This is a genomic window from Pseudomonas sp. Marseille-Q0931, from assembly GCF_940789645.1.
In the GTDB taxonomy this organism is placed as follows: domain Bacteria; phylum Pseudomonadota; class Gammaproteobacteria; order Pseudomonadales; family Pseudomonadaceae; genus Aquipseudomonas.
The window spans coordinates 34,876-47,909 of record NZ_CALNWT010000009.1; the positions used below are offsets into that span (position 1 = coordinate 34,876).

Genomic DNA, 13,034 nt, shown 5'->3' on the forward strand with positions numbered 1-13,034 from the left:
GAGCCTGAGCGAGGACCTTTGAAATGCCTGACGTTACCCTGACCACCCTGCAAAGCCTGAAGCAGAACGGCGAGAAGATCGCCATGCTGACCGCTTATGACGCCACTTTCGCCCAGGCCTGCTGTCAGGCCGGCGCTGAAGTGCTGCTGGTCGGCGACTCCCTGGGCATGGTGTTGCAGGGCCACGACAGCACCCTGCCGGTCACCGTCGACGAGATGGCCTATCACACCGCCAGCGTCAAACGCGGTAACAGCGGCGCGTTGATCATCGCCGACCTGCCGTTCATGGCCTACGCCACCAGCGAACAGACCCTGCTCAACAGCGCCAGGCTGATGCAGGCCGGCGCTCACGTGGTCAAGCTCGAAGGCGCCGGCTGGCTGGCCGAACCGATCCGCCTGCTGGCCGAGCGGGGCGTACCGGTGTGTGCGCACCTCGGGCTCACTCCGCAGGCGGTGAACATCCTTGGGGGCTACAAGGTTCAGGGCCGCCAGGAAGCCCAGGCGCGCCAGATGCGCGCCGACGCCATGGCCCTGGAACAGGCCGGTGCCGCCATGCTGCTGCTCGAATGCGTTCCCAGCGAGCTGGCGACCGAGATCGCTCAGGCGGTGAAGATTCCGGTTATCGGCATTGGCGCCGGCCCTGGCACCGACGGCCAGGTACTGGTCCTGCACGACATGCTCGGCCTGTCGCTCTCCGGCCGCGTCGCCAAGTTCGTGCGTAACTTCATGGAAGGTCAGAGCAGCATTCAGGAGGCGCTGAGCGCCTACGTCAAGGCCGTGAAAGACGGCAGCTTCCCCGCGGCCGAACACGGTTTCTCCGCATGAACACGGTCAAGACCCTGCGCGAGCTGCGTGCTGCCGTGGCCCAGGCTCGGGCCGAGGGCAAGCAGATCGGCTTCGTGCCGACCATGGGCAACCTGCACGCCGGCCACGTGTCGCTGGTGCAGATCGCCGCCCAGCGCGCCGATTTCGTGGTCGCCAGCATCTTCGTCAACCCTCTGCAGTTCGGCGCTGGCGAGGATCTGGACAAGTACCCGCGCACGCTTGCCGCCGACCAGGAAAAACTGCTGGCCGCCGGCTGCCACCTGCTGTTTCACCCTGATGTCGCCGAGATCTACCCGCACGGCATGGGCGACCAGGCTCGCGTCAGCGTTCCGGGCGTCTCCGAGGGGCTCTGTGGTGCCAGCCGTCCGGGGCATTTCGAGGGTGTGGCGACCGTGGTGACCAAGCTGTTCAATATGGTCCAGCCCGATCTGGCCGTGTTCGGCGAGAAGGATTACCAGCAACTGGCGGTGATCCGCGCGCTGGTGCAGGACCTGAACATGCCGATCCAGATCATCGGCGCACCGACCCAGCGCGCCGAAGACGGCCTGGCCCTGTCCTCGCGCAACGGCTACCTCAGCGCCGGGCAACGCAGCGCAGCGCCAGCGCTGTATCGAGGCCTGCAAGCGATCGCCGATGAACTGCGCCGTGGCGCCCGTGACTACACGCGCCTCATCGATGCTGCTCAGGAGCAACAACGCGCAGCGGGCTTCGTTCCCGATTACCTGGAGATCCGCAACGCGGTGACGCTGCGTCCGGCACAGATCGACGATCTCCATCTGGTGATTCTCACCGCGGCACAGCTGGGCGGCACCCGCCTGATCGACAATCTTGTGGTTGAACTGCCGAGTCAGTAGCTGCCTCCAAAGGCAGACGGTTACACTCATGGAGGCCCGGTTCGATCCGGGCCGTTGCTTTTGCGGATCAGGAGCTCCGATGGCCTACTACCAGCAGCCTCAAGACGTTACCACCCTGCCGGCCTGGCAGGCCCTGCAGCAGCACCGCGCGGAAATGGCCGGTTTCAGCATGCGCGATGCCTTCGCCGCGGACGCACGGCGCTTCCAGCGCTTTTCCCTCGATAGCTGCGGGCTGCTGCTGGATTACTCGAAGAATCTGATCGACGAACGCAGCCTGGAGCTGCTGATCCAGCTGGCCGAACAGGCTGGCCTGCAGCAGTCCATCGCCGCCCTGTACAACGGCGAGCATGTCAATGCTTCGGAGGGTCGCGCTGCGCTGCATACCGCCCTGCGCAGCCCGATTGGCCGGCGTCTAGTGGTTGATGGTGATGACATTATCCCCGACGTACACCGCGTCCTGAACCAGGTCACCGAGCTGGTCAGCCGCATTCACAGCGGTCTGTGGCGTGGCTACAGCGAGAAGCCGATCAAGGAAGTGGTGAACATCGGCATCGGCGGCTCCTTCCTCGGCCCGCAGCTGGTCTCCGAGGCGTTGCGCCCGTTCACCCAGCGCGGCGTGCGCTGCCATTACCTGGCCAATATCGATGGCAGCGAATTCCGTGAGCTGACTGCCCGCCTCGATCCGGAGACCACGTTGTTCATCGTCTCCAGCAAGTCTTTCGGCACCCTGGAAACGCTGAAGAACACCCTGGCCGCACGCGACTGGTACCTGGCCATGGGCGGCCCGGAAGAGCAACTGCACCGCCACTTCATCGCCGTGACCAGCAACCGCAAGGCCGCCATCGAGTTCGGGATCGGCGAAGAGAATATCTTCCCCATGTGGGATTGGGTCGGTGGGCGCTATTCATTGTGGTCGGCCATCGGTCTGCCTATCGCCCTGGCCATCGGCGTGTCCAACTTCAAGGAACTGCTGGCCGGTGCCTATGCCATGGACCAGCACTTCACCCAGGCGCCACTGGCCGAGAACATGCCAGTGCTGATGGCCCTGCTGGGCATCTGGTACACCAATTTCTGGGGCGCGCAGAGCCACGCCATCCTGCCCTACGACCACTATCTGCGTAACTTCACCAAGCACCTGCAGCAGCTGGACATGGAGTCCAACGGCAAGAGCGTGCGCCAGGACGGCACCCCGCTGGACATCGCCACAGGGCCGATCATCTGGGGCGGCGTCGGCTGCAACGGTCAGCACGCCTACCACCAGCTGCTGCACCAGGGCCGCCTGCTGGTGCCGGCGGACTTCATCGTCCCGGTCAACAGTTACAACCCGCTCTCGGACCATCATCAGTGGCTGTTCGCCAACTGCCTGTCACAGGCCCAGGCGCTGATGCAGGGCAAGACCCGCGAAGAGGCCGAAGCCGAACTGCGTGCCAAGGGCATGAATGAGGACGATGTGCAACGCCTGGCGCCGCACAAGGTCATTCCCGGCAACCGACCGAGCAATATTCTAGTAATGAACCGCATCGCCCCATTCAACCTCGGCGCGCTGGTAGCGTTGTACGAGCACAAGGTATTCGTGCAGAGCGCCATCTGGGGTATCAACGCCTTCGACCAGTGGGGCGTCGAGCTGGGCAAGGAGATGGGCAAGGAGGTCTACCAGCGCCTGACCGGCACCAGCGACGAGACGGCCAGCGATGCCTCCACTCAGGGCCTGATCGAGCACTTCCGCTCCCAGCATCGCGGTTGATCGTTCAGCGGCGGGCGCATCCGTGCGCCTAGCGGCAAAAGCGCTGACGATACTCCCCGGGCGTCACCCCCAGCGCCCGGGAAAATGCCTGTCTCAGATTGTACTCGTTGCCGAAGCCGCTACTCTGCGCCACGCGCTTGAGCGACGCCTGCCCAGCCTCCAGCAACTGGCATGCACACTCCAGACGCAGGTGCAGCAGCAGCCGAGCCGGCGTCACTCCAAGTTCGGCCAGGCAATGACGATGCAGCGTACGCGACGACATGTTCATGCAGGCCGCCATGCTCTCGACGTCCCAAGGGTTAGCCAGTGACTTGCGCAGCTCCGTCAGCAAGCGTTGCATCACGCCATCTTCGGGCGCCTGCTGGGCCAGCAACTCGGCGCTGAACTGACGCTGCCCGCCGGGCCGCCTCAGGTACATCACCAGGCCCTTGGCCACCTGAAGCGAAACGTCACGCCCGTGGTCTTGCTCCACCAGGCTCAGACAAAGGTCCATACCCGCAGTCACCCCAGCCGAGCTGTAGAAGGCCCCGTCATGGACGAACAGACTGTCATGCAAGACCTCCACGTCTGGGTATAACCGCTGCAACAGCTCGGCATAGCGCCAATGGGTGACCATCTTGCGCCCCGTCATCAGACCGCTCTGCGCCAGCAGAAATGCGCCTGTGCACACCGAGGCACAGCGCGTCGCCTGTGACCCGGCTCGCATCAGCCACCGAGCGACATGCCCCTGCTGCAAGGCGCGTTGAACACCGTATCCGCCGGCAACCAGCAACATGCTGTCGGTCACTTCCTGCGGCTCGGGCAACGGCTGGGTCTCTATCGACAGCCCGCTACTGGAGGCGACCAGACCGCCCTGCGGCGAGATCGCCTCTAACCGATAGGCCGGGCGCCCCTCTACCGGCAAGTGTTCATCCACAGCGGCAAATACGTCCGCCGGCCCGGTGGCATCGAGCAACTGAAACTCGGGAAACACCAACAGCAAGATCCTGTGCGGCATCGCATCCCTCCCGTAACCGATGGCAGGTTTTCACTCGTTTATGACATATGCGCCGGGCACGCACACGCCAGACTGATCTCATTTCCCAAACAGAGGAATGACGTCATGTACAGAAAATGGCCACTGGCAGGCTTGCTGGGCTTGCTCTATTTCGCCGGTTACGTGAGCGCCACTGAAGCACGACTGGCCACCTACCAGCCGCGTTTTGAGCGCGAGCAGCCGGTGGTGGTCGTGGTCGCACAGAACCAGATGACGGAGCTGACGGACTTTGTGGTGCCCCTCGGGGTTCTACGTCGATCCGGCGCGGCCAGGGTGCTGGCGGTGGCCACCGAGCCGGGCGCGGTGCAATTGATGCCGGCACTCAGTGTGCGCGCCGAAGCCAGCATCGCCGAGTTTCAGCGCAACTTCCCCCAGGGCGCCGATTACCTGATCGTGCCTGCCGTACACGATAGCCAGGAGCCCCGCTTGCTGGACTTCATCAGACAGCAAGCGGCGCTGGGCGCGAGCGTTATCGGCATCTGCGACGGCGTGCTGCCGCTGGCTCATGCCGGCCTGCTGCACGGACGCCGCGCCACAGGGCATTGGTACTCGCGTGACCAGCGCCTGGGCGACTTTCCGAACACCCTGTGGCAGGAAAATCAGCGCTATGTGGTAGACGGCCAACTGATGACCACCGCTGGGGTCAGCGCAGCCCTGCCAGCCTCACTCGCGCTGGTCGAAGCCATTGCCGGCACGGCCAAAGCGCGCGCACTGGGCCGGGAGCTCGGGGTCGACGACTGGTCCACACGTCATGACAGCGAGGCGTTCACCCTTGGCAGCCAGGGCTACCTGACGGCAGCGGGCAACTATATCGCGCGCTGGAGGCACGAAACCTTCGCCGTCACCCTGTTGCCCGGGATAGATGAAGTCAGCCTGGCACTGCGTGTGGATGCCTGGGCGCGCACCTTCCGCACCCAGGTGCTGGGCGTGGCCCCTCAGCCAGTATTCAGCGCCAGCGGGCTGGAGTTAATACCGCAGCGAAGCGACTCTAGCGAATTGCCAGAGCTGCCGGGACGTGCCGTGAGCGCCGCGCAGACTTTCGACGAGGCGCTCGCAGCAATCGCCAGTCGTTACGGAGCGGCGACCCAGCGTCTGGTCGCCGCGCAGCTCGAGTATGAGCAGAACGAACAGGCCCGGCAGCATGTCGAAATGTTTAAGCCTTGAACCAGGCGCCTGCCTGGGTGCAACCTTGTGACCGTTGCGGACAAAAAATTACAAGGACCCCGCCATGTTCGAGATCACTCGCCATCCCGTGCAAGATGCCGTGCGCCAGCGCGCACACCTGGATAACGACGCCTACCTGCGTCTGTACCAGCAGTCTGTCGAGCAGCCCGATACCTTCTGGGCCGAGCAGGCCAAGGCTTTCCTCGACTGGTTCAAGCCCTGGGATCAGGTGCACGCCAGTGACCTGAAGCAGGGCCACGCCGAATGGTTCAAGGGCGGCCAGCTCAACGTCGCCTACAACTGCATTGATCGCCATCTGGAACAACGCGGCGAACAGATCGCGATCATCTGGGAAGGCGACAACCCGGCCGAGTCGGCCCACATCACCTATAACAAGCTGCACCATAACGTCAGCCGCCTGGCCAACGTACTGAAAAGCCGTGGGGTGAAGAAAGGCGACAGGGTATGCATCTACATGCCGATGGTCCCCGAGGCGGCCTACGCCATGCTCGCCTGCGCACGCATCGGCGCCGTGCATTCGGTGGTATTCGGCGGCTTCTCCCCCGATGCCTTGCGCGACCGCATTCTCGATGCCGACTGCCGCACCGTGATCACCGCCGATGAGGGTGTGCGCGGCGGCAAGTACATCCCGCTGAAAGCGAACGTCGACAAGGCCCTGCAAAGCTGCCCGGACGTTTCTACCGTGGTGGTGGTCGAGCGCACCCAGGGTGACGTGGCCTGGGTGGAAGGCCGAGACATCTGGTACCACCAGGCGCTCAAGGAAGTCGATGCCGACTGCCCGGCCGAGCCGATGGACGCCGAAGATCCGCTGTTCATCCTCTATACCTCGGGCTCGACCGGCAAACCCAAGGGCGTGCTGCACACCACTGGCGGTTACCTGCTCGGCGCGGCGATGACCCACAAGTACGTGTTCGACTACCACGAGGGCGACATCTACTGGTGCACCGCCGATGTCGGCTGGGTTACCGGGCACAGCTACATCGTCTACGGTCCGCTGGCCAATGCCGCCACCACCCTGATGTTCGAGGGCGTGCCGAACTACCCGGACGCCTCGCGCTTCTGGCAGGTGATCGACAAGCACCAGGTCAACACCTTCTACACCGCGCCGACCGCCCTGCGCGCACTGATGCGTGAGGGCTCGGCGGCGGTCAAGGGCACTTCGCGCAGCAGCCTGCGCCTGCTTGGCACGGTGGGCGAGCCGATCAACCCCGAGGCCTGGGAATGGTATTTCCATGTGGTCGGCGATGCGCGCTGCCCCATCGTCGACACCTGGTGGCAGACCGAGACGGGCTCGATCCTGATCAGCCCGCTGCCCGGTGCTACCGATCTGAAACCGGGTTCGGCCACCCGCCCGTTCTTTGGCGTGCAGCCGGTGCTACTGGATGAACAGGGCAAGGAGATCATTGGTGCGGGCGCAGGTGTGCTGGCGATCAAGGCCAGCTGGCCGAGCCAGATCCGCAGCGTCTATGGCGACCATCAGCGCATGGTCGACACCTACTTCAAGCCCTATCCCGGCTACTACTTCACCGGCGACGGCGCGCGCCGTGACGAGGATGGCTATTACTGGATCACCGGCCGCGTGGATGACGTGATCAACGTCTCCGGGCACCGCATCGGCACCGCCGAGGTGGAGAGCGCGCTGGTGCTGCACGACGCCGTGGCTGAAGCCGCCGTGGTCGGCTACCCGCACGACGTGAAGGGCCAGGGCATCTACGCCTACGTCACCCTGATGAACGGCCAGGAGCCTTCCGACGAGCTGAAGAAGGACTTGCTGACCCTGGTTGGCAAGGAAATCGGCAGCTTCGCCAAGCCGGAGCTGATCCAGTGGGCGCCAGGCCTACCCAAGACCCGCTCGGGCAAGATCATGCGGCGTATCCTGCGCAAGATCGCCTGCAACGAGCTGGAAAACATGGGCGACACCTCCACTCTGGCCGACCCCAGCGTGGTCGACAGCCTGACCGAGCAGCGCCTGAACCGCTGAGCCTCGCGCCCGGCCCGAAAGGGCCGGCGCACCTTGTCTTGTGCCTGCCGAGCGCCGAAACTGCGCGTCATGGAAAGCCTACGTCGCCAAATCGAAAAACAGGTACACAGCCTCACCGGCGCATCGCTGGGCGTGCTCGACCTCGACCAGCCACGAGGAGATGCCGGCCTGTTCGGCCCCGAGTCGATGGTCTGGGAAGTACACGCCGACTTCACCGCGATGATGGTCGGCGGCATCTCCGCCCTGCTCCTGCAGATGCTTCACCCGCTGGCTTTGGCCGGCGTGTGGGATCACTCCACCTTTCGCCAGGACATGCTCGGCCGTCTGCGCCGCACCAGCCTGTTCATCGCCGGCACCACCTATGGTGGCCTGCACGATGCCGAACAGCTGATCGACAAGGTGCGCCGCATCCACCTGCAGGTAGTCGGCCACGCGCCGGATGGCCGACCTTATAGCGCCAGCGATCCCGAGCTGCTGACCTGGGTGCATGTTTCCGAAGTCAGCCAGTTTCTCGCCGGCTACCTGCGCTATGTCGACCCGCAGTTGCCGGTCGCCGAGCAGGATCGCTACTACCGCGAAGTGGCGCTGATCGCCGAACGCCTCGGCGCGCAGGGCGTGCCTAAGTCGGCTCAGGCCGTGGCCGACTATCTGCAGCGCATGCGTCCGCAACTGCTGTGCGATGAACGCACCCGCGAAGTGGTGCGGCTGCTGCATAGCGCACCGATGCCCAGCATTCTCGCCAAGCCCTTCGGTGGTCTGATGATGCAGGCAGGCGTCGACCTGCTGCCGGACTGGGCCAGCGAGCTGCTCGGCGAACACCAGGCCGCCTGGCGCCGCCCACTGATCCGCACCAGCGTGCAGCGCACCGCTAATCTGCTGCGCTGGGCCGTGCGCAACAGCGCCGCCCAGCGTGCCAGACGGCGTCTGACGCCTTAGATGCGAGGCCAACGCGCGCGGCCGCAGGCGAAAAAAACGTAGCCTCGGATGCAATCCGGGACAACTATTCCTCGACCCACCCGGATTGCATCCGGCTACGTCAGACCTGCGGTAGCCGCTCGTTTTCTTGATAAACTGCCGGTCTCCTTTCTCCGAGACGCCGCGCATGCCTTCTCTTGACCAGGCGCTGCGCGCCGCCCTCGACGCCCGCCAGCAGCTACTGGTCGAACTGCACGCACAAGGCACCGACTGTTACCGGCTGTTCCATGGTAGTCAGGAAGGTGCGCCGGGTCTGACCGTCGACCGCTATGGCCCGCAACTGCTGGTGCAAAGCTTTCATCAGCCGCTGCAATCCGACGAACTGCAAACCATCGCAGACAGCGTCGAGGCCCATCTTGGCCAGGCCCTGCTGCCGGTCTACAACGACCGTTCCAGGAGCAACTCGCGTATCGACCGCGACCCGACCCTGTTCCAGGCCAGCGAGGCCGCCCTGGCCGACATGATCGGCCATGAATGGGGGCTGAACTACCGCGTGCGCGGCCGCCATGCCGGGCAGGACCCGCTGCTGTTTCTCGACCTGCGCAACGCCCGCGGCTGGGTCAAGGCCAACAGTGCCGGCAAGTCCGTGCTCAACCTGTTCGCCTACACCTGCGGGGTCGGCCTGTGCGCCGCAGCCGGCGACGCAAGCGAGGTGATCAACCTGGACTTCGCCCAGGGCAACCTGGCTGTAGGCCGCGAGAATGGTGCGCTGAATCCTGAACTGCCGGCCATGCAGTTCATCCAGTCCGACTATTTCCCGGCCATCCGCCAGTTGGCCGATCTGCCGATCAGCAGCCGCCGCGGGCAGAAGCTGCCGAGCTACCCGCGCCTGCAGCCGCGCCAGTTCGATTTGGTCTTTCTCGACCCACCGGCCTGGGCCAAGAGCGCCTTCGGCACGGTCGACCTACTGCGCGACTACCAGAGCCTGCTCAAACCGGCACTATTGGCCACTGCCGAAGGCGGCACGCTGGTGTGCTGCAACAACCTGGCGAAAGTGGAGATGAGCGACTGGCGCTTGCAGGTACTACGCTGCGCAGAAAAACTGGGCCGCCCCGTACAGGATTGTCAGGTCATCGCCCCGGCATCGGACTTCCCTTCCACGGACGCCAGGCCGCCACTGAAAACCCTGGTCCTGCACCTCTGAACCGGGACTTGGGCGCAATCTGACTGCGGCGATGACGACCGGAACCGAAACGCCGTGCCATACTCCAAGGCGTCTCCTCGTCTGGATAGATGACGCCAAGCCATGCCCAAAGGACTGAAGCGCGCGCTGAGCGCACTGTTGATCGCCGTTTTCCTCTATAGCCTGATCGGCTTTCTGATTCTGCCGGGCATCGCCCTGCGCATCGCCAACCAGCAGTTGGCGCAGTACGCCACGCTACCGGCCTCGCTGCAACGCCTGCAGCTCAACCCCTTCACCCTCGAACTCAGCCTCTGGGGCCTGCGGATCGGTGAAAGCGGCCAGGAGCAACTGAGCTTCCAGCGCCTGTACGCCAACCTGCAGAGCGACAGCCTGTGGAGCGGTGCCCTGCACCTGAGCGATATCGAACTGGATGGTGCGCGAACCGAAATCCTCTTCGCCAAGGACGGGACGCTCAATCTCACCCAGCTGTTCCGCCTGCCGGAAAGCCAGGCAGAACCCAAGGCCGAAAGCAGCGAGCCCTTCCCGCTGCGCATCGACAGCATTCGCCTGCGGGAGAAAGCCCTGCGCTTCCAGGATCTACGCCCAAGCGAGCCGGTGGAGTTCGCTTACGACTCACTTGATCTGGAGCTGCACAACCTCAGCACCCTGGCCGGCGACAACGCGCAGATGACCATGACCGCCAGTGGCCCGCACGGCGCACGGATCGACTGGCGCGGTCAGGTCAGCCTGACGCCCATCACCTCCAGCGGCAGTCTGAGCATCAGCGATGGTCGCCTGAGCACCTTCTGGCCGTACGTGCGCGACGCACTGCCGCTGGTGCTCAAGGAGGGCCTGGTCGACCTCAGCAGCGACTACCGGCTCGACCTGTCCAGCAGCACGGAGCTGCAACTGAGCAAGATCAAGGTGCAGCTGGCGCCCTTCGCCATCGACGACCCACAAGGCAAACCACTGGTGCGCCTGCAGCGCCTGGATATCGATGACAGCAGCCTCGACCTGGCCAAGCAGCAAGTGGTGGTCGGCCAGGTGCGCAGCCAGGGCCTGGAGGCTTGGGCAGCACGCGAAGCCGACGGTCAACTGGACTGGCAGAAGCTGTTTGCCAAACCAGAAAGCGCCAAGAGCGAAACTGCCGAACCCGCCGAGCAATCCGGCGAGAGCGAGCCCTGGCAGGTGCTGTTGCAGGACGTGCAACTGCGCGACTACAAGGCTCACCTGGCCGACCGCGTACCGCAGCAGGAAGTGGCGGTAGATGTCGGCCCACTGAACCTCGACCTGAAGAATTTCGACAGCCTCGGCGACAAGCCCTTCGACCTCAGGCTCGACAGCGGCCTGGGCAAACAGGGCAAGTTGCAGGCAGCCGGCCAGGTGCAATTGAGCCCGACCACCGCCCGGCTCAAGGTCGCCACCCAGGATATCGACCTGCGCCTGGCGCAGGCCCTACCTGAGCCCCTTCATTCGTCTGGAACTGCGCAGTGGCCTGCTCGGCAGCGACCTCGAGGTGCAGCTTGAGAGTACCGAGCCGCTGGCACTCAGCGTCACCGGTGACGCCAGGGTCGACCAGTTGCACACCCTGGATACCTTGCGCGAGCGCGATCTGCTGCGCTGGAAACAGGTCCGGGTCGGCGGCATCGATTATCGCCACGGTGAAAGCCTGGCCATCGAGCGTGTCGAGCTGGATCAACCTTACGCGCGCTTCGTGATCAACGAGAATCTGACCACCAACGTCAGCGAACTGGTCGTGCCGCAGCCGGCGACCCCGAACGAGGACAAGGCGGATGCCGGCAAGCCGCTGGCCATCCGCATCGGCGGCGTGACCATCAATGACGGCTCGGCCAACTTCGCCGACTTCAGCCTGACGCCCAACTTCGCCACTGCCATCCAGCAGATGAACGGCCGTATCGGCGTGCTCGACAACCAGAAGCCGCAGGCGGCCAGCGTCGATATTCAGGGCAAGGTCGACCGCTATGCGCCCATGAGCATCAAGGGCAAGCTGACGCCGTTCGATCCGCTCAACAGCCTGGATATCGCCACGCGCTTCAAGAACGTCGAGCTGACCACCATCACCCCTTACTCCGGCAAGTTCGCCGGTTATCGCATCCGCAAGGGCCGCCTCAACCTCGACCTGCACTATCGCATCGAGAAGGGCCAGCTCAATGCCGAGAACAAGGTGCTGGTGGAAAACCTGCAACTGGGCGAGCGTGTCGACAGCCCGGATGCCGTCGACCTGCCGGTTCGCCTGGCGGTGGCCCTGCTCAAGGACACCCAGGGCCGCATCGCCATCGAACTGCCCGTGCAGGGCGATCTGAACAACCCAGAGTTCAGCGTCATGCCCATCGTCTGGCAAACCCTGCGCAATCTGGTGCTGCGCGCAGCCCAGGCGCCATTCAAGTTCATCGCCGGATTGGTCGGCGGCAGCGATGTCGACCTCAGCACCGTACCGTTCAACGCCGGCTCGGCACAGCTGGAGGGCGACGCGCGCCAGGCACTGGACACCCTGGCCAAGGCGCTCGAGGAACGCCCCAATCTGCGTCTGGAGGTGGAAGGCCAGGCCGCGCAGAGCGCTGATGGCCCGCTGCTGGCCGAACAGCGGCTGCAGCGCGAATTCCGCGAAGGGTGGTACAAGGTGCTGCAACGTCGCGGCGACAAGGTGCCCGCCAGCCCCGATGAGCTGACGGTCGACGAAGATGAGCAGGCCGCGCTGCTGGAAGGCATCTATCGCACCCGCCTCAAGCAACAGCCGCCGGCCGAATGGGCCGAACTGGACAGCGAGCAGCGCCAGCAGAACATGCGTAAGGCAGTGCTGGATTCCTGGGCGCAGAGCAAGCTGCTGCTGCGCCAGCTGGCTCAGCAACGCGCTGCAACGATCAAGGATTATCTGGTGGAACAGGGCGGGCTGTACGATGAGCGCGTCTACCTGATCGATGCCAACCTGGGCGAGCCGGAAGCCGATGGCCGCGTGCTCACCATACTGCACCTGGACAGCCAATGATCATGCGCCGCTTATCCTTCCTTACGCTCGCCACCCTGGCCGCTGGCCTGCTCAGCGCCACTGCGCAGGCCGATACGCTGCGCTGCGGCAGTGCCCTAGTCAGCCTGGGCGACCGCCCGTTCGAGGTCGAACGCAAATGTGGCGCGCCGGTACATCGCGATCCGGTCGGCTACACCCTGGGCTCCTATGACCGTCGCGAATACATGATCGAGGAATGGGTCTACGGCCCAAGCAACGGCATGCTCAGCATCCTGCGCTTCGAAGGCAATCGCCTGGTCGCCATCGAACGTCGTCGCGAACGTTGA

Annotated in this window: 9 protein-coding genes and 1 pseudogene; 9 read left to right on the forward strand and 1 reads right to left on the reverse strand. The window is 64.5% G+C overall.

All coding sequences use genetic code 11. From position 1 onward, the window contains the following. Window positions 1-23: 23 nt before the first annotated feature. The 3 genes from panB (at window position 24) to pgi (ending at window position 3,422) form a co-directional block, all read left to right on the forward strand. The gene (gene panB / locus P3C50_RS15120; protein WP_275546647.1) at window positions 24-824 is read left to right on the forward strand and encodes a 3-methyl-2-oxobutanoate hydroxymethyltransferase; all 801 of its coding nucleotides are present in this window, start codon (window positions 24-26) and stop codon (window positions 822-824) included. Continuing rightward, entirely contained in the window at window positions 821-1,678 is an 858-nt protein-coding gene (gene panC / locus P3C50_RS15125) for a pantoate--beta-alanine ligase (protein WP_275546648.1), read from the forward strand. Before panB ends, panC begins: the two co-directional genes overlap by 4 nt. A 79-nt stretch (window positions 1,679-1,757) precedes the next feature. Further along, a complete protein-coding gene (gene pgi, locus P3C50_RS15130) occupies window positions 1,758-3,422 on the forward strand; it encodes a glucose-6-phosphate isomerase (RefSeq protein ID WP_275546649.1) in 1,665 nt (554 codons plus the stop codon). Between the two features lie 28 nt (window positions 3,423-3,450). Here the strand turns inward: pgi and P3C50_RS15135 are convergent, their stop codons facing one another. Next, window positions 3,451-4,419 (reverse strand): GlxA family transcriptional regulator, encoded by a 969-nt coding sequence (locus P3C50_RS15135; protein ID WP_275546650.1) that lies wholly within the window; start codon window positions 4,417-4,419, stop codon window positions 3,451-3,453. Window positions 4,420-4,524: 105 nt separating this feature from the next. On the opposite strand from P3C50_RS15135, the gene P3C50_RS15140 reads away from it, so the two are divergent. The 6 genes and pseudogenes from P3C50_RS15140 (at window position 4,525) to P3C50_RS15165 (ending at window position 13,034) form a co-directional block, all read left to right on the forward strand. After that, entirely contained in the window at window positions 4,525-5,622 is a 1,098-nt protein-coding gene (locus tag P3C50_RS15140; protein ID WP_275546651.1) for a DJ-1/PfpI family protein, read from the forward strand. Window positions 5,623-5,686: 64 nt separating this feature from the next. Beyond that, on the forward strand, window positions 5,687-7,624 hold the full coding sequence (acs, locus tag P3C50_RS15145; protein ID WP_275546652.1) for an acetate--CoA ligase: 1,938 nt from the start codon (window positions 5,687-5,689) through the stop codon (window positions 7,622-7,624). Between the two features lie 69 nt (window positions 7,625-7,693). After that, window positions 7,694-8,560, forward strand: coding sequence for an oxygenase MpaB family protein (locus P3C50_RS15150; RefSeq protein ID WP_275546653.1), 867 nt, complete (start codon window positions 7,694-7,696; stop codon window positions 8,558-8,560). Window positions 8,561-8,726: 166 nt separating this feature from the next. Next, entirely contained in the window at window positions 8,727-9,743 is a 1,017-nt protein-coding gene (locus P3C50_RS15155; protein WP_275546654.1) for a class I SAM-dependent rRNA methyltransferase, read from the forward strand. A 102-nt stretch (window positions 9,744-9,845) separates the two neighbouring features. Beyond that, window positions 9,846-12,729 (forward strand): annotated as a pseudogene (locus P3C50_RS15160) (DUF748 domain-containing protein). Beyond that, entirely contained in the window at window positions 12,726-13,034 is a 309-nt protein-coding gene (locus tag P3C50_RS15165; protein ID WP_197855333.1) for a DUF2845 domain-containing protein, read from the forward strand. Before P3C50_RS15160 ends, P3C50_RS15165 begins: the two are co-directional and overlap by 4 nt.

What these genes read in the sequence shown, in the direction of transcription:
- panB (WP_275546647.1), top strand. Translation starts at nt 24, where the DNA reads ATGCCTGACGTTACCCTGACCACCCTGCAAAGCCTGAAGCAGAACGGC.
- panC (WP_275546648.1), top strand. Translation starts at nt 821, where the DNA reads ATGAACACGGTCAAGACCCTGCGCGAGCTGCGTGCTGCCGTGGCCCAG.
- pgi (WP_275546649.1), top strand. Translation starts at nt 1,758, where the DNA reads ATGGCCTACTACCAGCAGCCTCAAGACGTTACCACCCTGCCGGCCTGG.
- P3C50_RS15135 (WP_275546650.1), bottom strand. Translation starts at nt 4,419, where the DNA reads ATGCCGCACAGGATCTTGCTGTTGGTGTTTCCCGAGTTTCAGTTGCTC.
- P3C50_RS15140 (WP_275546651.1), top strand. Translation starts at nt 4,525, where the DNA reads ATGTACAGAAAATGGCCACTGGCAGGCTTGCTGGGCTTGCTCTATTTC.
- acs (WP_275546652.1), top strand. Translation starts at nt 5,687, where the DNA reads ATGTTCGAGATCACTCGCCATCCCGTGCAAGATGCCGTGCGCCAGCGC.
- P3C50_RS15150 (WP_275546653.1), top strand. Translation starts at nt 7,694, where the DNA reads ATGGAAAGCCTACGTCGCCAAATCGAAAAACAGGTACACAGCCTCACC.
- P3C50_RS15155 (WP_275546654.1), top strand. Translation starts at nt 8,727, where the DNA reads ATGCCTTCTCTTGACCAGGCGCTGCGCGCCGCCCTCGACGCCCGCCAG.
- P3C50_RS15165 (WP_197855333.1), top strand. Translation starts at nt 12,726, where the DNA reads ATGATCATGCGCCGCTTATCCTTCCTTACGCTCGCCACCCTGGCCGCT.